We start from the raw sequence: 23,314 nt of genomic DNA on the forward strand, positions 1-23,314 counted from the left end.
AAAGTATGTATTAATTATTATCGGAAAGCGCTTTATAATCAATTTGTATTTAAGAGGAGGGAACCAAAGATGTCAGATTGGTTAAATGTTTCAGGAAAAAAAGTGATTGTAACAGGTGGATCTTCAGGAATTGGAGCAAGTATTATTGATGAATTATTGGAGCAAGGAGTGGTTGTAGTAAACTTTGATCTTCAACCAGGAAAGGTAGAGCATGATCGTCTTTACTATTTTCAGACAGATATTTCTGATCGAAAACAAGTAGAAAAAAATGTTGCAGCAGTCATTGAAAAATTAGGTAAAATTGATGGATTAGTTAATAATGCTGGAATCAATGTTCCAGGTTTGTTAGTAGATGAGGCAGATCCACATGGAAAATTCGAATTATCAGATAGTATTTTTGATAAGATGATAGCAATCAATCAAAAAGGATTATTTCTAATGACGCAAGCGGTAGCACGAACAATGCTCAAAACACATGAAGGTGTAATCATCAATATGTCTTCAGAAAGTGGGTTAGAAGGATCTGAGGGACAAAGTCCATATGCTGCAACGAAAGCAGCAGTTAATAGTTTTACACGTTCATGGTCTAAAGAATTAGGTAAACAAGGTATTCGAGTAGTAGGGATTGCTCCTGGAATTATGGAAGAAACTGGCTTGCGAACGGAAGCCTATGAGACTGCATTAGCTTATACACGTGGTATCACTGTTGAAGAGCTTCGTAAAAATTACGATAAAACTACGACAATCCCGTTAGGACGAAGTGGAAAACTCAGTGAAGTTGCTGATTTAGTATGCTATTATTTATCTGATCGGTCTAGTTACATTACTGGGGTTACAACCAACGTTGCTGGAGGAAAAACACGAGGATAAATGAAGGTGGGGTAATAAAATGGCATTAATCAATCGCTGGTATAAATTGCTGCAGAATTTTATTACTTATGACCGCTTGAATTTAGAAGAATTACAAAAAATAACTGATACAAGCGCACAGACCACTAAAAAAGCGATTCAATTGTTAAACGATCAAATGGAAAATATTGCAATAATTGAAGAAAAAGAGAACCTTTATTCATTAAAAGTAAAAGATTCTCATCAATTTTCAAAAATTATGAATGGTAGTTTGAAACAACAAACAGATTTCAATTCAAGTACCAAACGTATGGCTGTTCTAATTGATTGTTTTATAAAGGACAAAGATTATGTCGTTATTGATGACTTATCAGAAGTATTAGGGGTCAGTCGTTCAACAGTCAATAAAGATTTACGGAATTTAAAAAAAATAATGAGCAAGTATCAAATTTCTTTGATTGGTACACCTAATAAAGGGTTGAAGATTTCTGGAACAGAATCTCAGCTACGATTGCTGTATTTATACCATGCGTATGACTATCTTGAACAGCCAACATTAAGTACTGAACTGTTGCAGCAGGTCGATGCAATTGCTTTAAATAAGAAAATGGATTTCCGTACATTGGGTTTATTACAAAAAAACATTATTTTAACAATTCAACGAATTAAAGCTGGAAAACCATTAACACAATCGGTGCCCCATTATATTAATTATTTTTCAGAAGATCAATTATTGGAAGAATTGTTCGTTAGCTTAGCTACGAATTATGGTATAACAATTAGCAAATTTGATTTTGATTTTCTCTGTTTTCCATTGAATATCTTTAATAATAATCTGGTTCCAGAATATAAGGGTAACAATGCAGAAGTAAACACCTTATTTCACTATATGATGAATCAAATTAATTCGGCAGTTATCATCAATTTGGATCAAGAAATATTATTTCAAAATATTCGATCACATTTCATGTTTTTAATTAATCGGATCATTTTTCAAGTCGAAACCTATGATATTTTCCGTAATGAATTTAAGCAAAAACATGCTTTTGCTCATGAGTTAGCAGAAATAGGTATCACGGCATTAGCCAGATTTTTACAAAAGCCAATCCAACAAGCAGAACTTTCTTATTTAGCAATTTATTTTGAATTGGCGTTAAAATCGGATACTCAATCAAATATGAAGGAAATTGCTGTAGTCTGCAACACTGGTAAAGGAACGGCATTAATGATCAAACGTCAATTGGAAACTGTTTTAGGTCCAAATATTCGTATCGCACATTATTCAGAAGAAGAGTACGAAACGAAAGATCTAGATAGATATTTTGCAGTATTTACAACAATTCCATTAAAACATACAAAAGCAACAACAGCCGTAATCAAACTGACGGATCTATTCAATGAGAATTGGTTATTAAGTGAGTGGAAGCGAATTATTGCATCAAAAGCGGCCTCATTTGATCATATTCAATTTTCTTTCGAACAACTAGATGAGCAACTTTCCTATGAAGAAAATTTAGATAATTTATTGACAAATTTACAATCTGAACAATTAATCGATTCTTCTTTTAAAGAGTATATCTTGACAAAAGCACAAGAAGAATCTGCAGTAATCGATAATGGTATTGCTTTTCCTCATGGAATCAATCAACAAAGTGAAGAAATTCTTGTAACGATAGGAAATTATCCAACTGGTCGATCGCTAGAAGATATTGAATTGATTTTTTTAGTAGCTATTCCAGAAAATTTGTCGTTAACGATGGAAGAAGAATTACTGAGTTTTTATGATACGATTTTTATTATTTCTTCCAATAAGGTGTTGCGAGAACAAGTCAAACAGATAAATAGCAAAGAAGAATACCGGCAATTATTAGTAAAAGGCTAGTAATAAGGAAAGGGTACGAAGGACTTTTCTTTGTATCAGAAAGGAGCAAACATCATATGAATATCTTTTTTTTAGGAGCAATTGCAATTATTGCTTATATTCTTCAAATTTTTTTAGGAATGAAGCAGATCAAACATTTTAATTCTGTCTATATTCGTATGAAACGCAAAGGAAAAGTGGCTATTGGTCGCCGTCCCGGAAAAATTACATCAGGTACGATTCTTTTATTGGGTGTAGATAGCACAGGAATCATTCAAGAAGCTGAAATGATGCAAGGAACATCTATCCTAGCACGTTTCAAAACACGTCCACAATTTATCGGTATCGATATTCATCAACTAACAGATTCGGCAATGTTAGTTAAAGAAAATCGACTGACACGTCAAGCAGCAGCAAATGCACAAAAAATTTATTTAGAAGTCGAGCAAGGCAACCATCAAGAGGAACGTCCAGTCTCTCCAATTTTCAATTTTGGAAATCAATTATCATTAATAAAAACATCGATTCAAAGAAAATTAACGAAAAAAAATACTGATTCTACGATTCATAATTTTTCTCATGAAAAATAAATTATTTACTATGCAAGGATTCAAGAATTTTCAAAAAGATAGCTTAAAAATAGGACTGATTTTTTCCTTAGAAAAATGAATTCCTCAATATGAAAAGGGAGTGTTTAAGAATGGATTATATTACAAAATTTGCGGAAGGCTTCATGAGTCTTTTCCAAACAGGTGCCGAAACGTTTATCAGTTGGATGACAGGAATTGTTCCAGTTGTTTTGATGTTGATGGTAGCAATGAATACCTTGATTGCCTTTTTAGGAGAAGAAAGAGTGACAAAAGTAGCCAAAGTTTCTTCTAAAAATCCTTTTACACGATATTTAGTTTTACCATTTATCTCTGCTTTTATGTTAGGAAATCCAATGTCGTTTACAATGGCACGTTTCTTACCAGAATTTTATAAGCCAAGTTATTATGCATCAAATGCACAATTTTGCCATACAAGTAATGGTGTATTCCCGCATATTAATCCAGGAGAATTATTTGTTTGGATGGGGATTGCACAAGGGATTACACAATTAGGCTTGAACTCAATGGAATTAGCTATTCGTTATATGTTTGTTGGATTAGTCATGAATTTCATTGGTGGTTGGACAACCGATTTCACTACCGCTTTTGTTTGCAAACAACAAGGAATTCAATTGAGTAAAACAGTCGATGAAGTTGCGGTACCAGAATAATATATGCATGAGAATAGTATAGAAAAATAATTACTTTAAAATGAATTAGGAGGAGCGGAAATGGCTTATAATAGTATTAAGATCGTAAAAGGTTCTGGTGGGTATGGTGGACCTTTAGTAATTACTCCCACAGATGAGAAGCATAAATTTGTTTATGTGACTGGTGGCGGAGACAAGCCAAGTATCGTTGATAAAATTGAAGAATTGACAGGAATGGAATCAGTTAATGGGTTTAAAACATCGATTCCTGATAATGAAATCGCTTTAGCTATTATTGATTGTGGTGGAACTTTGCGTTGTGGGATTTATCCAAAGAAAAATATCCCAACAGTAAATATCGTACCAACCGGTAAAAGTGGTCCATTGGCACAATATATTCATGAAGATATCTATGTTTCAGCTGTTGGAGAAAAACAAATCATGTTAGCCGATGAGACAGAAGTAACTGAGAAGCCAGCATTTATAACTGAAGAAAAGCCAGAACGTGAATTTAAGTATTCAACAGATAAGAAAATCACCGAACAAAGAGCTGAACAAAAAAGTTTCATCGCTAAAATTGGCATGGGTGCCGGAAAAGTTGTAGCAACCTTCAATCAATCTGCTCGTGAAGGTGTACAAACCATGATCAATACGGTGATTCCTTTTATGGCCTTTGTATCTTTATTAATCGGGATTATTCAAGGTTCAGGAATTGGAACTGTTTTTGCTAATTTAATGAAACCATTAGCCGGAAATGTTTTTGGTTTGATCATTATTGGATTTATCTGTTCGTTGCCATTTTTGTCACCATTATTAGGTCCTGGTGCAGTTATTAGTCAGATTTTGGGAACTTTGATTGGGGTAGAAATTGGAAAAGGGAATATCCCACCACAATTAGCGTTGCCAGCACTATTTGCGATAAATACACAAAATGCTTGTGATTTCATTCCTGTTGGTTTGGGATTAGAAGAAGCTGAAGCAGAAACTGTCGAAGTTGGAGTACCATCAGTCTTATATTCACGCTTCTTAAATGGTGTACCACGGGTAGTTGTTGCATGGTTAGCAAGTTTTGGATTATATAGTTAAAAATGTTTGGAGAGATGGAAAATGATTTTTGAGACGCAAGTTACTAATATTGGACCTGAAGCAGAGATGTTTCGACAAGAAAAAATGCTGATTTTCTTTGGAAATGAAGCACCAGAAACATTAGCTGATTATTGTTACAATATCCAGCTAACACCCTCAACCGACGAGATCACTACGGGAATGGATTTTTTATTTGATAATCAAGCCTATAAGATCACTGCGGTCGGTGACGTGGTAAAGAAAAATCTAGATGATCTGGGGCATATCACATTGCGTTTTGATGGATCAGAAACAGCGGAACTTCCAGGAACACTTTATGTGGAAGACAAAGAATTGCCAGTGATTACTGTAGGGACAAAAATTATGATTAAATAAGAACATTCACCTAAAAGTTGCATTTGATTTGTTTAAATGTAGACTTTTAGGTGGATGTTTTTTTATTTTGAGATGGATCAAGTTACTACAGATAGCTGAAAAATAAAATGAATGAAGGTGATAGCATGAGACTTGTCCCGAAAAACTTAGCAGCGTATCAAGAACATTTTTTAATGGATACCCGAACAGTTAAACAATATGTTGTAGAACGATTAGGTGCTTTTTCTAGTGATGCGCCCCTTACTGTTACTGAAATCGGTGATGGCAACATCAATTATATTTTTCGTGTGATGGATCAGGCGACACAAGAGAGTTTAATCATCAAACAAGCAGATGTTTTGTTGCGTTCTTCTGGTCGTCCGTTAGATATTGATCGCAATCGAATCGAAGCAGAGATTTTACGATTGCAAAATGATCTGGCTCCGCAATTTGTTCCGAAAGTGTATCATTATGATCAAAAAATGTATGCATTGACGATGGAAGATATTTCAGATTATCAAAATATGCGGTATGAATTGATCAAGAAGAAAACTTTTCCTGATTTTAGTGAAGAGATAACAGAATACTTGGTACGTACAGTGCTTTTTACGAGCGATCTTGTTTTGGCTCGTAAGATGAAAAAATTACGGGTCAAAGAATTCATTAATCCTGAGATGTGTGACATCAGTGAGGATTTGGTATTTACAGAACCTTATAATGATTACAAGCAACAGAATATTTTGACGCCGGGAAATGAGCGGTTTGTCACAGAAAATCTGTATGAAAATGAACCATTGCATGTAGAAGTTGCGTTATTACGTAATAGATTTATGAATAATGCTCAATCTTTGATACACGGAGATCTTCATACCGGCTCTATTTTTATTAATCCAACAGGGTTGAAAGTGATCGATCCGGAGTTTGCTTTTTACGGTCCTGCAGGGTATGACATTGGAAATGTTTTGGCGCATCTGTATTTTCCAATGGTTAAAAATTTGTTTGACCCAACATTTGATGCATCCTTCCACCGTTGGATCAAACAAACAATCGGAGCTGTTTATGATCAAGTCCAAGAAAAATTAGCTAGATACTACAATGAAGCTGTGACTGTTTCACTTTATCGTAACCCAGCGTTTAAAAAGACAATCCTGCGAGAAATGATGAGTGATGCGGCAGGATATGCAGGAACTGAGATTATTCGGCGAGTTGTAGGAGATTCAAAGGTCAAAGAATTGTCATTGATTCCATGTAAACAGAAAGTAGAAGCAGAGCGAGTATTACTAAAATTAGGGATTCAGTTAATCATCAACCGTGCCCATATTACAAATGGCAGCCAATTAATCGATGCTATCGATGAATTAGAAGAGCAGTTTGCCTTACTTCGTTTGTAAAGACGGCACGACAATAGAATAATTTTTTTGAAAATTAAATTAGAAGGTGACTACGTTGGAAAGACAAGATTATACGATGCCAACCTTGTTGCAATATGAAAATGTCGCATGGTACGAAAAAGGAAAAGTTCGTATTTTGGATCGACGAATTTATCCGACACAGGTGGCATTTGTGGAATGCGAGACTCATCAAGCAGTGGCGCAAGCAATCACAGACATGGTGACACAAAGCGCGGGGCCATATACTGCAGCAGGTATGGGAATGGCGTTAGCAGCAGAAGAAAGTAATTCATTAGAACCTGCTGCGCAACTAGCTTATTTAAAAAAAGCGTCGTCTACAATCGCCAATGCACGTCCAACGACGGCTAATCGGATGGCATTGATTACTGAGAAATGTATCGCTGTCGCCAAAACAGCATTAGAAAAAGGCGAGGATCCCACTGAAGCGATTAAACAAACGACGATCGATTCTTTAAATCGCCGTTATTCTACAATGGATCAAGTGGCGAAATACTTAATCGCAAAAATCCCCGACAACGGGACTGTCTTAACTCAATGTTTTGGCGAAACGATCATCGGAATGTTGCTAAGAGAAGCGCTTGAACAGAAAAAAACGCTGCGCTTTTTCTGTGCAGAGACACGACCATATTTACAAGGAGCGCGATTGACTGCAAGTTGTTGCGCCGAAATGGGTTTTGATACGACGGTAGTTTCGGATAATATGATTGCTTATCTAATGGAACACGAATCAATTGATCTGTTCACTTCAGCGGCTGATACGATTGCGCAAGACGGTTATATCGCTAATAAAGTTGGAACGTACCAACTAGCGATTTTAGCACAACGTTTTGGGATTCCTTATTTTGTCACAGGGATTCCGGATACGAATAAAAAAACGCATAAAAGTATTCAGATCGAGATGCGAGATCCTGAACAAGTTATGGAATTAAATGGAATCAAACATACGCTGACAGGTGTCAAAGCTATTTACCCATCTTTTGATATCACACCACCTGAGCTGATTGGAGCGGTCGTGACAGATCGCGGGATTTTCTCTCCGTATGATTTGTCTCGCTATTTAGAAGAACAACCTGAGAATAATTTTTATTAAGAGGAGCGACTGATGGATTATTTAAAAGAACGTGAATTAATAGTGGCATATGGCAAGCAGCTGATCACAGAAAAATTAACGACTGGAACAGGCGGCAATCTCAGTGTTTACTTGCCAGAAGCACACGCTATGCTGATCAGTCCAAGTGGGATTCCCTATTTTGAGACACGACCAGAAGACATTGTTTTGATGGATCTTCAAGGCAATATTTTAGAAGGAAATCGCAAACCTTCAAGTGAGTATGATCTTCATAGTATTTTTTACAGGAATCGCCCAGAGGTCCGTTCAGTCGTCCATACTCATTCAGAATACGCGACAACATTTGCTTGTTTGCAGCAACCAATTGAACCGCTGCATTACATCATTGGTTCTGTCGGTGAAAAAGTTCGTTGTTGTGAATACAAAACATTCGGTACTCGTGAATTAGCTGAAGAAGCCTTTCATTTCATACATGAAGATAAAGGTATTTTGCTAGGCAATCATGGAGTATTGACGATTGGCTCAGATCTAGCTAGTGCTTTTAGTGTCGCTAAAGATATCGAATTTTTGGCAAAATTAGATTACCGCGCCCGTTGTATCGGGACCCCTAAACTATTAAACCAAGCACAAATGAAAGAAGTCTTGGCAAAATTTGATACTTACGGACAACAATAAATACACGCTACTTTGTTTTTGGGCAAAGTGGCGTGTATTTATATTTAAAGAAGATTATTCAAAAGAATCAAGGAATATATTTCTGGATGAACTCCGTGATTTTTTTCTGATACAGGGTAGGATCACTACTTAATGCCTCCGCATGCTTGGCTCCATGGACGACATATTTTTCTTTGGGTCCTTTAGTGGCATGATAGACTTTATCAAGCATTGAAAATGGGACAAAATCATCTTTGTCTCCGTGAATAAAAAGCATAGGCCGGTTATTTTTACGTAACTGTTTAATCGTATCAGCTTCGCCCCAGAAATATCCTGCACGGATTTTTGTAATTAAACTAGTGACCGGGATCAATGGGAACGCTGGCAGATTGAATAGTTGTTTTAATTGATAGCTCAACTCATCGTTGACTGAGCTGTAACCACAATCTTCGACAAAGGCTTTGACATTGTCTGGAAGTTTTTCACCGCTAGTCATCATAATGGTCGCTGCGCCCATACTGACCCCATGCAGGATGATTTCAGTACGAGGCTCTTTTTTGTTGACGTATTTGATCCATTGAAGATAATCTTTTCGTTCGGGCCAGCCAAAGCCGATATAATTTCCTTCACTTTTTCCATGACCGCGAGTATCAGGCAGCAAAACATTGTACCCAAGGTCATGATAGATCTTAGCGTATTGTGACATGTCGGCTGCTTGCCCCATATACCCATGGGCGATGATGGCTGTTTTATGTTGATTTGTTTTGGCAGGGAGATAATAGGCCGACAATTCTAATCCGTCCTTTGAAGTAATCTGCCAATTACTATGGTTAGCATCAAACCATTTTTCAGCTGCGATTAACTGTGTAGATTTTTTTGAGGAACTAGCTGCTAAAAACTCTTTTTTGGCTGGAACTACAGCATAAGAATAAAAATAATTCCCTGCGGCACCCAGTCCAATTATTATAAGTAGAATAATACTGATAATGATTTTTCCTGTTTTACTCATTGACCCATCTCTTTCTCAAAAAAATTATCTATTTCAGCGCTACAATGATCGAACCATCAAATCCCGCTGCTTTTTTGTATCTGTGTTATGTTATTAGTATATTGAAAAATCAAATTGCTAGTGGTTTGCTGTCAAATAGATCATTAGCAGTATAAAAAAGTTTTGGCCCCATAGCAAGTTTATCAATGAGCATATTTACAGAGAAGTTCATTCATGAGAAAATGTAGCAGGATTTGAGGTAGGAGAGAGCAGATGAAAAATAAAAAGATTACCATCAAAGATGTTGCTAAACAATCAGGAGTATCCATCGCAACGGTCTCCCAGATTTTAAACGGAAATGATCAAAAATTTAGTCCAAAAACGGTTGAAAAAGTATTGGCAGCCAAAGTTGCCTTGAATTATGAGCCGGATTATTTTGCTCGCCGAATGATTATGAAAAAAAGTAAAACGATTGGTGTCTTGGTACCAGATATCACCAATCCGTTTTTTAGTACATTGGTTCGTGGGATCGAAGGTATTTTATATCGTGAAAACTTTGTGACGATGTTATGCAATGCAGATCTAGACACAAAAAAAGAAATCGATTATTTAGAGGAATTGAGTCGTCGTGGGGTTGATGGCTATATTATTGCTAGTTCAGCAATTTCCAATCAAGCGATCAATGAGACTTTGCGAAAAAAGAATTTTCCCTACATCGTTTTGGATCAAAAAAAAGCAGAAGGTTTTAGTGATGCGGTCTTGACGGATGATTTTTCAGGTGGAAAAATGGCTGCTGAGCATTTTAAACAGTTAAACCATCAAAAAGTAGCGGTCGTTTTACCAAAAGATGCGACAGAAAATATTCAGACGCGACTGATTGGTTTTCAGACCATCTATCCTGAAGTACAGCTGATTTATGCAGAATTATCTAAAACAGGCGGACGTCAAGCCGCTAGTGTCATTGTAAAAACAGATGTGACTGCCATTTTTGCGATCAATGACGAATTGGCTTTCGGTTTGTATTTAGGTTTAGCAGATATGGGAAAAAAAATCCCTCAAGATTATAGCGTGATTGGTTACGATAATATTGATATGTGTGAATATGTTACGCCACAATTAACAACAATTGCCCAACCCATCTATGAATTAGGACAGATAACAGCGGGATTATTATTGGAAAGAGTGGCGCAGCCTGAGAAGGATTGGGAAGAAAAAACTTTGCCCGTTCAATTAGTTCAACGTTTTTCAACTGCACACTTGAAATAGCTTTCAAGCTGTGCTATATTTTTGGTGTCGAATTAAAACGTTTTAATAAAACGTTTTAATTCATCCGAATGAAAATCTAAAGAACAAGAGATGGAGTGAATAAAATGAATACGATTACAGTCATTGGAAGTATCAATCTAGATCGCACGATTCGTGTAAAACAAATGCCAAAACCCGGTGAAACAATGCATACAAAAGAAATTTTCTCTGCTGGCGGAGGCAAAGGTGCAAATCAAGCAGTTGCAGCAAAACGTTCTGAAGCAGCAACAAATTTCATTGGAGCAGTGGGAAATGATGCTGCAGGTGAAATGATGCGCGGACTTTTATCAGATGAAGGCATTGAGCTAGCTGGCGTGCAGACATTAGAAAAACAAGCGACTGGTCAAGCGTATATCATTGTTGATGATCAAGGTGAAAACAGCATCATGATCCACTCTGGAGCTAATAATGTGTTCACCCCGCAACAAGTCCAAGAACAGGCGAACATGATCAAGGCAAGTGATTTTGTTATCGCACAATTTGAAAGCACTTTAGAAAGCACTGTTGAAGCGTTTAAAATCGCTCGTTCTGCTGGTGTAAAAACTATTTTAAATCCTGCACCGGCTTTGGAAAATGTTCCTGAAGAATTACTAAAGGTTACAGATATGATTATTCCAAATGAAACAGAAACAGAAATCTTAACAGGGATCGAAGTTACTGATGAGGATAGTTTAAAAGCTGCGGCGGATCATTTGCATCAATTAGGAATTGAAGCTGTAATCATTACAATCGGCAGCAAAGGTGCTTATTATGATGTACAAGGTCGTAATGGGATCATCCCAGCATTTAAAGTAGACGCTGTAGATACAACCGCTGCTGGTGATACTTTTATTGGCGCAATGAGCAGTGTCTTAATGAAAGATTTCAGTAATTTAGAACAGGCTATCAAATACGGAAACAAAGCGTCATCAGTAACGGTTCAACGTTTTGGTGCACAGCCTTCGATTCCCTACAAAAATGAATTGAATTAATGGAAGGAAGTTTATAATGAAAAAAAGTAAAGTTATTAACTCAGATATTTCACGGGTCATTGCGCAAATGGGGCACTTCGATCAATTAAGTATTGGTGATGCCGGGATGCCGGTTCCAATGACCACAGAAAAAATCGATTTAGCAGTAGATAATGGTATTCCTAGTTTTATGGATGTTTTGAATAATGTATTGGAAGAGTTAGAAGTTCAACGAATCTATTTAGCAGAGGAAATCAAAACTGAGAATCCAGAAATGTTGAAAAAAATCCAAGAACGTTTGCCTGAAACACCGGTAACTTTTATCCCGCATAGTGAAATGAAAGCTGCTTTACATGATAGCCATGCGTTTATCCGCACAGGAGAAATGACTCCTTATGCCAATATTTTATTGGAAAGCGGCGTCGTATTTTAAGCTAGGAAGAAGGAGAGAAAAACATGAATGCAACAGCACTTTTAATCGGATTAGGACCTTTGCTTGGTTGGGGCCTGTATCCTACGATCGCATCAAAAATCGGTGGTCGACCAGTTAATCAAATTTTAGGATCTACTTTAGGTACATTGATTTTTGCTTTGGTTTTTGCGGCAATCAATGGAATGGGACTTCCAACAGGAATGGATCTAGTTTTCTCGATTCTTTCAGGTGTTGGCTGGGCGACTGCACAAATCATTACGTTTCAATCATTTACGATGGTTGGTTCATCACGGGCGATGCCAATCACGACAGCTTTTCAATTATTAGGTGCTTCACTTTGGGGAGTACTTGCATTAGGAAACTGGCCAGGTGTGAATGCTAAGTTATTAGGTGGATTTGCTTTGATTTTAATTATCTTAGGCGCTTGGATGACCGTTTGGGCAGAAGAAAAAACGCAAGAAAAAGCTAGCATCTTGAAAAAAGCTGTAATTTTATTAGCCGTTGGTGAAATTGGTTATTGGGCCTATTCAGCCGCTCCGCAAGCAACAAGTATCGATGGTATGCATGCTTTCTTACCGCAAGCAATCGGGATGTTATTAGTTGCTGTCGTTTATTCAGTCTTTTTAGGCATAAAAAACAAAGAAAAATCTGCTTTTGCAGAAGCAGTCTCCTATAAACATATCTTTTCAGGATTCTTTTTTGCCTTTGCTGCATTGACGTATTTGATCTCTGCACAACCAGATATGAATGGGTTAGCTACTGGTTTTATTTTGTCACAAACTTCAGTGGTGTTAGCAACCTTGACTGGTATTTGGTTCTTAGGACAAAAGAAAACAAAAAAAGAAATGACGATCACAATCATTGGTTTAGTGCTGATTCTAGCCGCTGCCACGATTACAGTAATGATTTAAGCTGCCGTTTATCGGCGGCTTTTTTTGTTTGAGGTAAATCAAGGTAAAAACTCTTTCGTCAATGCTATAATCAAATTATAAAAAGAGGTAATTGTTTTTCGAGTGAATGGGTAGGATCAGCAACGGCCTTGTTAAAATAGTTTTTATTGGAAAAGGAGAAATTATGAAACTGACAATTTCATTAGATATTTTGGAAGAAGCTTTTTATTATGTATCACCGATGAAACCAGTATCGACAGTACCATTGATTTATGCGACTTTTTTGGCAGAAAAGGGACAAGTAGCCTATACGACAGAAAATGAAGCAAAATTTACACGAAAAATTGAACGGACATTCAAAACTGCTTTTCATGAGATTGTTCAAGCAAATCAAAAATATCAAGAGATTCTCGATCAGGATAAGCTTTTGTCTTTGCAAGAGCATAGCACTTTGCAAGGACAACTAATCAACTCTGTGATTGATACAATCCAAAAATATCCTGAACTGCAGTTGATTCGTGTAGAACTTACTGGGAGCTGGCCCGTTTATCAAACAGAAGCAGGGCATCTGGACTTGTCTGAATAAGCAAGTCTTTAACATAAATGCAGATAGAAAGGGTGGATAAAATGGATAGAACCTATTTTGAAGGACAAGCGGCATTTTTAGAAGATTATCAACAAGTGGCAAAAGCAACTAAAATCGATCATCAACAAGTGATCAATGAAGTAATGGATCAACTGAACAAACCGACACCTGATGACAAACTGCTCTACATTTTACCTGGCAATCAAACGGTCCATGGACAGGCGGTCAGATTTCCGTTTCGGAAAGAGCTGATTGCACTGGATAATGAAGCGACCGTTTCGACCCAATTTTTCTATGAAGGATCACCTTACGAATATAAAGTTGTAGAAGATGAACAACTGTAATAAGAAAGACTTTCGAGTTTTAAACTTGAAAGTCTTTTTAACTTGCTTTAAAACTAGAACCTGATATGATGGATATAATACGGTTTGTTATTTTTTGCGAGAATGGGAGGTGATGGTCTTGCATGATTTACCAGCAGCAGGGCTATTTCCTGCAGGCGATAAATTAAAACCGAGAGGAAGATAATAAATTGTTTATTCTTGAAAAGAAAACGGAACCAGAACAGCAGATGTGGAATCATATCAAACGTCAATACCAAGGGGAGAAAGTAGCCGTTGTTGGTGTGAAAAAACAATTGCCCCAAACTTTTTTACGAAACAAACAAGTTATTTTTTACGAGAGTCTGACAGAGGAATCCTTACTAGCTGAGGGCAGACAATTTTTAGCAAGATTTGCAAAAAATTATACAGCTTTTGTCTTTTATTTAGATTGTTCAGCGGATGTAGCCGAGCAACTAATCGATAGTGGCCGCTCTTTAGGTGTCAGAGTAACTGTTACTGTTACAGAAAAGGCTGCGTAGTCAATCATGTGGAAAGAAGTCATTCAACAAAAAACAGTTCAAAATACAATTTTGCGTAACGGTCTGCGCTTGTTACGTCAAAAAAATTGGTGTCACAGTAAAGATAAAGAAGCTTTGCTAGAAATCTCGAGCCAGTTACAGCATGTGATGCAATTACATTTAGAGACTGAAAATTTAGTCGTAGGAGTTCCCGGATTTGGGAAAGAAGTAACTTTATTGGAGATAGATGAACCGCAATTTGTTCCTCATTATCAAATAGAGCAAGTGATTGAATCTGCTGCTGGGCATTTTATCAAACTAAAATTAATAAAAACAGTATAAAATCATAAACTATGACAGAAGGATAACTGTGTTCTGCTACTATAAAAAAATAACTGCCAAGATCCTTTTATTTAGGATTTTGGCAGTTATTTTTGTTTAAAAGATCAAACCTGTGATAATCGCGCTTAGAAAACTGACGAGACTGGCACTTAATAAGATTTTCAATCCATGTTTGGCGATTAGATTGCCTTTTTCTTCGTTCAATCCTTTCATGGCACCGGAAATAATTCCGATAGAAGAGAAGTTTGCGAAAGAGACTAAGAAAACAGAGACGATAGCAGTTGTTCGGGCTGAAAAATCCCAATTTCCTTTGGCTAATTCAGTCATAGCAACAAATTCATTTGTTACTAATTTTGTAGCCATCAAACTGCCGGCATCAACAGCTTCGTTCCAAGGAATCCCTGTAATAAACGCTAACGGCGCAAAAACGTAGCCTAAAAGTTCTTGGAAAGTCAGTCCAGTAATCTTAGCGAAAATAAAATTAATCATCGCAATCAACGCGACAAATCCAATCAACATGGCAGCGACAGTTACAGCCACATGAAACCCATCTAAAATGTATTCTCCAAGCATTTGAAAGAAAGTCTGTTCTTTATCTTCTTCGATCACCAGTTCATCATCTTCCAATTGGTAAGGATTGATGATCGAAGCGATAAGGAAGCCGCCAAATAAATTTAAAACTAAGGCGGTAATCACGTAACGTGGTTGGATCAATGCCATATAGGAACCAACGATCGACATGGAGACTGTAGACATCGCTGAGATTCCCATAGTAGTCAAACGCTGTTCAGAAAGAGCAGGAAGTTCTTTTTTAATAGAAATGAACACTTCTGATTGTCCTAAAATTGCTGAGGCGATCCCGTTATAAGATTCCAACTTTCCCATGCCGTTGACCTTGCTGAGTGCTAGTCCAATTCCTTTCATAAAAAGCGGTAAAATCTTGATATAACGCAAAATTCCAATGATGGCAGAAATAAAAATGATCGGCATCAAGACGTTTAGGAAAAAAGGAAAACTTCCTTTATTAGCAATGCCGCCAAAAACAAATTCTACTCCAGAATTTGCAAAGTCCAACAAGGCATCGAAGCCACCGGCTAAACTACTAACGATTGTTGTTCCGACAGTAGTTCGTAATAAAATAAACCCTAATAAAAATTGCAATCCCAACATGACCAAAATCGGCGCATACCGAATTTTTTTGCGATCATTACTGATCAAAAAACTTAATGCTAAAACAATTACTAACCCAATAATACCTATCAAAAAATGCAAATAATCACTCCTAGTTTCTAATAATGACTCCTTTGATACATCGATTATCCCTAATTTGGTAATACAAAAAACAAACAGAATAGACAATCTGAGTTAGCGTAACTTTTTTTAGAAAAAAATGCGAAAGAAAACCTTGAAAAAATTACTTCTATGATTAAATTCTAAAGACGAAAACACTAACAAATTCATTTTTGCTACTCATGATGAATACAGCTTTTCTGAAAAAAATATGCTATGCTTGGAAAGAATTCTGCAGAAAAAGAGGGATCGGAATGGAAGGGGAAAACAAGAAGCGGATTTTACTGCCGCGTTACCAGCAAGTAGCGGTAGAAATCGCGGAAAGAATCGCGGATAAACGGTATCAAGTAGGAGAAAAAATCCATGCACGCTCAACATTGGCTAGTAATTTCAATGTTTCACCTGAGACAGCACGCAAGGCGATCAATGTTTTAGTAGATTTAGGGATTATGGAAGTCCGACATGGCAGCGGTGCATATGTGCGTTCGCGGGAAAAAGCACAAGTTTATTTTGAGAAGTATCAGGATGTGCAATCGATTCAAGAAATAAACAACGAGATTCAAGCTAGTGTCGAAAAACAAAAACAGGAACTAGATTCTGTTAGTAAGTTATTGAACCAATTGTTGTTACAAACAAAGCGTGTACATAATGTGGCGCCCTTTGTTCCCTATGAGCTGACGTTGACTGATGAAGCGGCTCATTTAGAAGAAACGGTCAATGAATTGAATATTTGGCATGAAACAGGTGCTACAATCGTCGCAATCCAGCAAAAAAATGAATTGTTGCTGTCCCCTGGTCCTTACGCTAAAATTTGTGCAGGAGACACGTTGTTTTTTGTCGGTAATGAATTGGTTCTGCAACGTATGCAACATTTGTTTTATCCAGGTAACTGATCTCAAAAGAAAGAAGCGATTGCTTCTTTCTTTTTTTATTTACTGAAAATTTTCAGCAGCTTTTTTGACAAAGTGACCACATGATGTTAAGGTTATATGGTCACTTTTCAAGAGGAGGATATATTTTTGAGTAAAGTTAAGGTAGAACATCTGACTAAAATCTTTGGTAAGAAACAGCAACAAGCCCTTGCGATGATTCAAGAAAATCGCGATAAAACTGAAATTTTAGAACAAACAGGCGCGACTGTTGGTGTGTATGATGCAAATTTTGAAGTCAATGAAGGTGAGATTTTTGTTATTATGGGTCTTTCTGGCAGTGGGAAATCAACGATGATCCGTTTATTAAATCGCTTGATTGATCCAACATCAGGTGAGATCTATATCGATGGGGAAAATATTGCCAAAATGGACAAAGAAGCACTGCGAGAAGTCCGGCGTCATAAAATCAATATGGTTTTTCAAAATTTTGGTTTATTTCCTCACCGTACGATTTTAGAAAATACAGAATATGGACTCGAAGTACGTGGAGTACCAAAAGCAGAACGACAAGCAAAGGCAGAACAAGCATTGGAAAATTCTGGCTTATTGAGTTTTAAAGACCAATATCCTAATCAATTATCCGGTGGGATGCAGCAGCGGGTCGGTCTAGCACGAGCATTAGCAAATGATCCGGAAATATTATTGATGGATGAAGCTTTCTCAGCACTTGATCCATTGATTCGTCGTGAGATGCAAGATGAATTGTTAGATCTGCAATCGAATGTCCAAAAAACGATCATTTTTATCACGCATGATTTGAACGAAGCGTTGCGAATTGGAGATCGAATCGCTTTGATGAAAGATGGTCAGATTATGCAGATCGGCACAGGGGAAGAAATCTTGACCCATCCAGCTAATCAATACGTTCGTGATTTTGTAGAAGATGTAGATCGCTCGAAAGTCTTAACGGCACAAAATATCATGGTACCTGCTTTGACGACGAATATCGAAGTTGATGGTCCGAATGTCGCATTAAATCGAATGCGAAAAGAAGAAGTCAGTATGCTTTTAGCAGTCGATCGAAAACGTAAATTAAAAGGGAGTCTGACAGCAGAAAAAGCTTTGGAAGCTCGCAAAAATAATTTGACCTTAAAAGAGGTCATTGATAAAAATGTTCGACGGATCCCGAAGGATATGCTGGTCACTGATATTTTCAATCTGATTTTTGATTCACCAGCACCATTAGCAGTAGTTGAAGGGGATCGTTTAGTCGGGGTCGTTATTCGCGGCAGCGTGTTGGAAGCATTAGCAAATACAGAAGAGGTGGCAGAACATGTTTAATATTTTACAACAAGCCTTACCTGTTGCAGATTGGGTCGAGGCATTTACAAATTGGTTAACAGGAACTTTTGCGGGACTATTCTCTGTATTGCAACACGCAGGACAATTTTTGATGGACGGTATGACCAATCTTCTAACGATGATTCCACCATTATTGTTTATTCTTGTTCTAACGATTGTCGCCTTTTTTATCTCGAATAAAAAATGGGGGCTGACAAGTTTCACCTTGATTGGTCTGCTTTTTATTTACAATCAAGGATTGTGGGCAGATCTTATGAGCACTGTTACCTTAGTGCTTTTATCAAGTCTTTTGTCAATCATCATCGGTGTACCACTAGGGATTTTAATGGCTAAAAATGAAACAGCTAAAAAAATCATCACACCGATTTTAGACTTTATGCAGACAATGCCAGGATTTGTCTATTTGATTCCAGCGGTTGCCTTTTTTGGAATCGGAATGGTACCAGGAGTGTTTGCTTCTGTGATCTTTGCATTGCCGCCAACCGTTCGTTTTACGAATTTGGGGATTCGTCAAATTCCTAAAGAACTAATAGAAGCTTCCGATTCATTTGGCGGAACGGGTAAACAAAAATTGTTTAAATTGGAATTGCCGCTAGCTAAAAGCACGATTTTAGCAGGGATCAATCAAACGACGATGTTGGCTTTGTCAATGGTCGTTATCGCGTCAATGATTGGAGCTCCCGGTCTTGGTCGCGGCGTTTTGTCCGCTTTACAACGAGCACAAGTGGGAAATGGCTTTGTTAATGGTTTAGCGCTAGTAATTCTAGCTATTATTATTGATCGCTTTACACAAAATATTAATAAACCAAAACAGCATGCAACCGAAAAAATACCAAAAACTAAAAAGAAAAAAATCGGTATCACAGTAGCAGTAGTGGCTGTGGTCGCCTTGCTCGCTTCGTTTAGTCTAGGCGGGATGTCTAAAGAAAACAAAGGAACAATCAATCTGACATACGTTGAGTGGGATACAGAAGTTGCTTCTACTCATGTCATTGGGGAAGTTTTAAAAGAGATGGGCTACAATGTCAATCTGACACCTTTGGATAATGCAATCATGTGGGAATCTGTCACAAAAGGTGAGTCCGATGCAATGGTGGCTGCTTGGTTGCCAAATACCCATAAATCACAATTTGCTCAATACAAAGATCAAGTTGAGGACTTAGGCGTTAATTTAACAGGCGCGCGAGTCGGCATCGTTGTACCAGATTATATGGCAGTTGATTCGATTGAAGATTTGACAGATCAAGCAGATAAGACCATTACTGGGATCGAACCTGGTGCAGGGGTCGTCAATGCAGCTGAAGATACACTAAAAGCTTATCCAAACTTAGCAGATTGGAAAGTCTCAACGTCTTCATCAGGTGCGATGACTGTAGCATTGGGTCAAGCAATCAAAAAGAAAGAACCAATTGTTATTACAGGTTGGTCGCCTCATTGGATGTTTGCTAAATACGGTTTGAAATATTTAGAAGATCCAAAAGGTGCAATGGGAACAGAAGAAGCAATCCATACGATAGCCCGTAAAGATTTGAAAAATGATCAACCGGAAGCGTATCAAGTGCTGGACAATTTCCACTGGAACCAAAAAGATATGGAAAGTGTCATGTTAGCGATTAATGAAGGAACAGATCCTTCCAAGGCCGCTCAAGACTGGATTAAAGACCATCAAAAAGAAGTTGCAAGCTGGAAGAAATAAATAAATGCCCCAACGCTCAACTTAAAAGTTGAGTGTTGGGGCATTTTTGGTTACTGGCAATGTATTCAGTGATAATCGCTAACTATTTTTTCCCTAATTCTTCATCTTTACGAATCGTGGCATCGATGCCTTTGATCACAGTCGAGATAAAGGCGTTGTCTTCTAATTCGACGATTCCTGCCACGGTTGTCCCACCAGGAGAACTAACACGATCGATAAGTGTCCAAGGATTTTCTTTGCTGTGAGCCAAGGTCTCAGCGCTACCTAGAATTGCTTGTGTAGCCATTTCTAAGGCCAAGTCTTTTGGAAGGCCATTTTTTACTGCGGCTCGAGCGATAGAATCGATAAATAAAAAGGCATAAGCAGGTGAGCTTCCTGCGATTGCAGTAAAAATAGAAAAATATTTTTCTTCTAGCGGCCAAGCTTTGCCTACAGCGTTAAACAGATCGATGATCAGTGACACATCTTCTTTTGTGGCAGCTGCATTTCCACAAACGGCAGCTGCGCCTTCACCGACCATTACATTCATATTTGGCATCACACGTACTATTCGAATCGGCTGATCTGTTTCAAAGACTTCATAGATTGTTTCTGTGCTAGTTCCAGCTGCGATGGAAACGATCAATGGATTATTTTGTAAGATTGCTTCTTTTGCTTCTAGTAAGACTCCTTTAATAACATTCGGTTTGACTGCTAAAATCAAAGCGTCCACTGTTTGAATTACTTCTTGGGGATCTGTTGAAACGTGCGCACCAACTTTTTTTGCAAAGGCCTGTACTTTTTCAGTTGAGATATCGTATAAATAAAGATCTTCTGGTTGGCTAAAACCATTTTGAATCATTCCTTCAACGATTGCAGAAGCCATATTACCGGCACCGATGAATCCAATTTTCATGCTATTTCCTCCTAATTTTGTTTGCGAGATTACAATCAGCTGCTATTCAATGAAACATTCATAAGATGAATCTGAATAGTTATGTTTTAGTGTTTGAATCAAATGTCGAGACTTTAAAAACATGGTACAATCAATAAAGTAAGTATATGCTGACAGATAAGTATTTGGAATAGTTTAGATAAAGAAGAAAGTGTTCGATTTTAAGGTGGTGGCGCAGTGGATGTAACGACGGGGCAGTATACAGATTTTTATCGATTTTTAAAAACGCTGGATTGTTATCTAGTGAATGAGGGTCAGATGAAGGATGAGGTTCATCGTTTTAAGGAAGATCCTCAGCGAGAGATCGCTGCTTTTGTGACCAAAAAAACGTGTGACCAGTTGAAGGTAACAACGGGTTTTCTTCGGATTTTATATGTGATCAATGGATCTGTAACAGCCAAGCTTGATGACTCAGAGATATGTTTGACTGCTGGCGGGCTGGTTATAACCAATACGGCGACGGATTTTAGTTATAGTGGTGAATCGACTTCTGAAATCATCGTTTTTTATTTTAAACCTAGTTATTTTACAGCATCATTATTAGGACAATTTTTTGAAGAGCCGCTGCTTTATCGATTTTTTATCGAAGCGTTGAGTGATGAATTTATAGGTATCAGCCGGTATCTAGTGTATGATTTTGCCAAAACGACAGATGTCCATTTTTACGCGTTGTTGTTGTTAAAACAAATCGTTAAAATGGCCTATTTCAATAATAAAGTGACTAAGTCAGCCTTTGTACTTCTTGTCGTTGAGATCAGTCAAGCGTCCCCGGAACGATTGATCGCCAAAGATGATTTTGTCTCCAATGGACAACTGACCGAAGAGCTATTGGCTTATATCGATGCGCGTTTGGAACAAGTGACTTTAGAAGAAGTCGCACAGAAATTTCATTTTCATCCTAATTATTTATCGAGTTTATTGAAAGAAAAAACGGGTCATTCTTTTACAGAGATTGTTTTATTGCACAGAATCGAGCGCTGCAAAAATTATTTGATCCAAACAGAATTGACGGTACAAACAATCGTAGAGCGTTTAGGCTATAAAGATAAAGCATTTTTTTATAAACGTTTTAAACAGATCGAAGGCATCACACCGCGTCAATATCGGAAAAATGAAAGGAAGAAACTAAATGTATGAAGAGATTTTTGCTGAAGTCCAATTAACAGTCGTGGAACAGCCAATCGAATGGGTGGATGAGTTGCCCCTTTATCGGGGACATATCAAAGAGTTGCCGTTCATTACTGGAACAGGAGCTTCTAAAAAAGCGATGTATCGCCAATTGGCTGAACAATATCAGGAATATGCAGTATTGAATCAAGTCGAGGATAAGGATGAAGAAATGACCTCTTCTTTATTAACAGCAGATCAATTATTAAAGTATTATGATGGTGAAACGTTTGACGGCTTTTCATTGGGAGATTTGCTCAAGGATGAGTAGAGCAAATATGTATCACTTTTCTGTCATTTTCGCTAAGATGAAAAGAGAGATTCTCTAATCAACTTGAAAAAGGAGAGAAAATCATGACACCGATTGAAACGTATATCAATGAGGCCGATAAGAAACAACAGCCAATGTTGAAGGAGCTTTACCAACTTATCAAAGAATTGGTCCCAGCAGAAACAGTTGAAAAAATTTCTTACGGAATGCCGACTTTCCATTTGAAAGAAAATCTAGTTCATTTTGGTGCAATGAAAAAACATGTAGGATTTTACCCGACGCCAAGTGTGATTGAAGCATTCAAAGAACAATTGAAAGACTATCAAACGTCAAAAGGCGCTGTACAAATTCCTTATGAACAAAAAATACCGACAGAGTTAATCAAAGAGATGATTCATTTTCGTTTAGAGGAAGTGGTGGCTAAAAATGCTTAAAGGAATCGAGATTATGCTGTATGTTGATGATGTCGCAACTTGTGCTGCATTTTGGCAAGAAGGATTGGATGGAAAAATTCTTTCACAACAAACGATGATCGACGACTCTTTACAAGTGACCATAGAATTATTTGATGTGGTACAGTTAGTTTTATTTGAGCGACGATTTATTGAAAAATACTCTCCAGAAGTGCTAGATAATTTCCCATCTTTATTATTAAAAGTAGCAGATCTGACTGCGTATCATGAACGCTTGCAAAAAATCAGCCCAAAAGTCAATCCAATCGTCGAACAAGCAGGCAGACGATTATTCAATTTTTCTGATCCAGAGAATAATTATTTTGTATTAAGTGAAGCGCCTGACGAATAAGAATTTCACATTGAATTTTGGCAACAATCAGCTAATTTTTAAGTATATTTAACTTATT

General features: G+C 37.4%; 27 protein-coding genes. 24 read left to right on the forward strand and 3 right to left on the reverse strand.

Annotated elements, in window-relative coordinates; all coding sequences use genetic code 11:
* Positions 1–69 precede the first annotated feature (69 nt).
* The 9 genes from P7D84_RS08610 (at position 70) to P7D84_RS08650 (ending at position 8,546) form a co-directional block, all read left to right on the forward strand.
* Positions 70–870, forward strand: a complete 801-nt coding sequence (locus P7D84_RS08610) for an SDR family oxidoreductase (protein WP_137603643.1) — start codon at positions 70–72, stop codon at positions 868–870.
* A 19-nt stretch (positions 871–889) separates the two neighbouring features.
* The gene (locus P7D84_RS08615) at positions 890–2,731 is read left to right on the forward strand and encodes a BglG family transcription antiterminator (protein ID WP_311806066.1); all 1,842 of its coding nucleotides are present in this window, start codon (positions 890–892) and stop codon (positions 2,729–2,731) included.
* 56 nt (positions 2,732–2,787) lie between these two features.
* Positions 2,788–3,300 carry a transcriptional regulator GutM gene (locus tag P7D84_RS08620; RefSeq protein WP_137603641.1) on the forward strand — a complete coding sequence of 171 codons (513 nt, stop codon included), beginning with the start codon at positions 2,788–2,790 and terminating at the stop codon, positions 3,298–3,300.
* Between the two features lie 110 nt (positions 3,301–3,410).
* Positions 3,411–3,971, forward strand: a complete 561-nt coding sequence (gene srlA / locus P7D84_RS08625) for a PTS glucitol/sorbitol transporter subunit IIC (protein WP_137603640.1) — start codon at positions 3,411–3,413, stop codon at positions 3,969–3,971.
* Between the two features lie 60 nt (positions 3,972–4,031).
* Positions 4,032–5,036, forward strand: coding sequence for a PTS glucitol/sorbitol transporter subunit IIB (gene srlE / locus P7D84_RS08630; protein WP_137603639.1), 1,005 nt, complete (start codon positions 4,032–4,034; stop codon positions 5,034–5,036).
* 21 nt (positions 5,037–5,057) lie between these two features.
* Complete coding sequence (locus P7D84_RS08635) at positions 5,058–5,411, forward strand: PTS glucitol/sorbitol transporter subunit IIA (RefSeq protein ID WP_137603638.1); 354 nt, start codon at positions 5,058–5,060, stop codon at positions 5,409–5,411.
* 125 nt (positions 5,412–5,536) lie between these two features.
* Positions 5,537–6,781: an S-methyl-5-thioribose kinase gene (mtnK, locus tag P7D84_RS08640; RefSeq protein ID WP_311806068.1), complete on the forward strand. Its 1,245-nt coding sequence runs from the start codon at positions 5,537–5,539 to the stop codon at positions 6,779–6,781.
* Between the two features lie 55 nt (positions 6,782–6,836).
* Positions 6,837–7,892 (forward strand): s-methyl-5-thioribose-1-phosphate isomerase, encoded by a 1,056-nt coding sequence (locus P7D84_RS08645; RefSeq protein WP_311806070.1) that lies wholly within the window; start codon positions 6,837–6,839, stop codon positions 7,890–7,892.
* Positions 7,893–7,904: 12 nt separating this feature from the next.
* Positions 7,905–8,546 (forward strand): L-fuculose-phosphate aldolase, encoded by a 642-nt coding sequence (locus tag P7D84_RS08650; protein WP_311806072.1) that lies wholly within the window; start codon positions 7,905–7,907, stop codon positions 8,544–8,546.
* Positions 8,547–8,613: 67 nt separating this feature from the next.
* On the opposite strand, the gene P7D84_RS08655 is transcribed toward P7D84_RS08650, so the two are convergent.
* Positions 8,614–9,534, reverse strand: coding sequence for an alpha/beta hydrolase (locus tag P7D84_RS08655; RefSeq protein WP_311806073.1), 921 nt, complete (start codon positions 9,532–9,534; stop codon positions 8,614–8,616).
* A gap of 252 nt (positions 9,535–9,786) precedes the next feature.
* On the opposite strand from P7D84_RS08655, the gene rbsR reads away from it, so the two are divergent.
* The 8 genes from rbsR (at position 9,787) to P7D84_RS08695 (ending at position 14,860) form a co-directional block, all read left to right on the forward strand.
* A complete protein-coding gene (gene rbsR / locus P7D84_RS08660; protein ID WP_311806074.1) occupies positions 9,787–10,779 on the forward strand; it encodes a ribose utilization transcriptional repressor RbsR in 993 nt (330 codons plus the stop codon).
* A gap of 104 nt (positions 10,780–10,883) precedes the next feature.
* Positions 10,884–11,789 carry a ribokinase gene (gene rbsK, locus P7D84_RS08665; protein WP_137603632.1) on the forward strand — a complete coding sequence of 302 codons (906 nt, stop codon included), beginning with the start codon at positions 10,884–10,886 and terminating at the stop codon, positions 11,787–11,789.
* A 16-nt stretch (positions 11,790–11,805) separates the two neighbouring features.
* Positions 11,806–12,201, forward strand: coding sequence for a D-ribose pyranase (gene rbsD / locus P7D84_RS08670; protein ID WP_137603631.1), 396 nt, complete (start codon positions 11,806–11,808; stop codon positions 12,199–12,201).
* Positions 12,202–12,224: 23 nt separating this feature from the next.
* Positions 12,225–13,112 (forward strand): ribose/proton symporter RbsU, encoded by an 888-nt coding sequence (gene rbsU, locus P7D84_RS08675; protein ID WP_311806075.1) that lies wholly within the window; start codon positions 12,225–12,227, stop codon positions 13,110–13,112.
* A 163-nt stretch (positions 13,113–13,275) separates the two neighbouring features.
* Positions 13,276–13,677: a hypothetical protein gene (locus P7D84_RS08680; RefSeq protein WP_137603629.1), complete on the forward strand. Its 402-nt coding sequence runs from the start codon at positions 13,276–13,278 to the stop codon at positions 13,675–13,677.
* A 41-nt stretch (positions 13,678–13,718) separates the two neighbouring features.
* Positions 13,719–14,021 (forward strand): DUF5960 family protein, encoded by a 303-nt coding sequence (locus tag P7D84_RS08685; protein ID WP_311806076.1) that lies wholly within the window; start codon positions 13,719–13,721, stop codon positions 14,019–14,021.
* A 188-nt stretch (positions 14,022–14,209) separates the two neighbouring features.
* Positions 14,210–14,539, forward strand: coding sequence for a hypothetical protein (locus P7D84_RS08690; protein WP_311806077.1), 330 nt, complete (start codon positions 14,210–14,212; stop codon positions 14,537–14,539).
* Positions 14,540–14,545: 6 nt separating this feature from the next.
* Positions 14,546–14,860 (forward strand): hypothetical protein, encoded by a 315-nt coding sequence (locus P7D84_RS08695; RefSeq protein WP_137603626.1) that lies wholly within the window; start codon positions 14,546–14,548, stop codon positions 14,858–14,860.
* Between the two features lie 96 nt (positions 14,861–14,956).
* On the opposite strand, the gene P7D84_RS08700 is transcribed toward P7D84_RS08695, so the two are convergent.
* Positions 14,957–16,132 carry a NupC/NupG family nucleoside CNT transporter gene (locus P7D84_RS08700; RefSeq protein WP_137603625.1) on the reverse strand — a complete coding sequence of 392 codons (1,176 nt, stop codon included), beginning with the start codon at positions 16,130–16,132 and terminating at the stop codon, positions 14,957–14,959.
* Positions 16,133–16,404: 272 nt separating this feature from the next.
* Here P7D84_RS08700 and P7D84_RS08705 point away from each other — a divergent pair, with 272 nt between their 5' ends.
* The 3 genes from P7D84_RS08705 to P7D84_RS08715 all read left to right on the forward strand — a co-directional run bounded on the left by P7D84_RS08705 (position 16,405) and on the right by P7D84_RS08715 (position 20,080).
* A complete protein-coding gene (locus P7D84_RS08705; RefSeq protein ID WP_137603624.1) occupies positions 16,405–17,043 on the forward strand; it encodes a GntR family transcriptional regulator in 639 nt (212 codons plus the stop codon).
* 126 nt (positions 17,044–17,169) lie between these two features.
* The gene (locus P7D84_RS08710) at positions 17,170–18,363 is read left to right on the forward strand and encodes a quaternary amine ABC transporter ATP-binding protein (protein WP_137603623.1); all 1,194 of its coding nucleotides are present in this window, start codon (positions 17,170–17,172) and stop codon (positions 18,361–18,363) included.
* On the forward strand, positions 18,356–20,080 hold the full coding sequence (locus P7D84_RS08715; protein ID WP_170999772.1) for an ABC transporter permease/substrate binding protein: 1,725 nt from the start codon (positions 18,356–18,358) through the stop codon (positions 20,078–20,080). Before P7D84_RS08710 ends, P7D84_RS08715 begins: the two co-directional genes overlap by 8 nt.
* Positions 20,081–20,162: 82 nt before the next feature.
* On the opposite strand, the gene proC is transcribed toward P7D84_RS08715, so the two are convergent.
* A complete protein-coding gene (proC, locus tag P7D84_RS08720) occupies positions 20,163–20,975 on the reverse strand; it encodes a pyrroline-5-carboxylate reductase (protein WP_311806079.1) in 813 nt (270 codons plus the stop codon).
* Positions 20,976–21,191: 216 nt separating this feature from the next.
* Between proC and P7D84_RS08725 the strand changes: the two genes are divergently transcribed.
* The 4 genes from P7D84_RS08725 (at position 21,192) to P7D84_RS08740 (ending at position 23,256) form a co-directional block, all read left to right on the forward strand.
* Positions 21,192–22,151: a helix-turn-helix domain-containing protein gene (locus P7D84_RS08725; RefSeq protein WP_311806081.1), complete on the forward strand. Its 960-nt coding sequence runs from the start codon at positions 21,192–21,194 to the stop codon at positions 22,149–22,151.
* The gene (locus tag P7D84_RS08730) at positions 22,144–22,452 is read left to right on the forward strand and encodes a hypothetical protein (protein WP_137603620.1); all 309 of its coding nucleotides are present in this window, start codon (positions 22,144–22,146) and stop codon (positions 22,450–22,452) included. The genes P7D84_RS08725 and P7D84_RS08730 overlap by 8 nt, the downstream gene beginning before the upstream one ends.
* An 83-nt stretch (positions 22,453–22,535) precedes the next feature.
* Complete coding sequence (locus P7D84_RS08735) at positions 22,536–22,886, forward strand: iron chaperone (protein ID WP_137603619.1); 351 nt, start codon at positions 22,536–22,538, stop codon at positions 22,884–22,886.
* Positions 22,879–23,256 (forward strand): VOC family protein, encoded by a 378-nt coding sequence (locus tag P7D84_RS08740; protein WP_311806083.1) that lies wholly within the window; start codon positions 22,879–22,881, stop codon positions 23,254–23,256. Before P7D84_RS08735 ends, P7D84_RS08740 begins: the two co-directional genes overlap by 8 nt.
* The last annotated feature ends 58 nt before the right edge of the window (positions 23,257–23,314 follow it).

Origin of the sequence: Enterococcus dongliensis, assembly GCF_031927985.1 — a bacterium.
Taxonomy (GTDB): Bacteria; Bacillota; Bacilli; order Lactobacillales; family Enterococcaceae; genus Enterococcus_A; species Enterococcus_A dongliensis.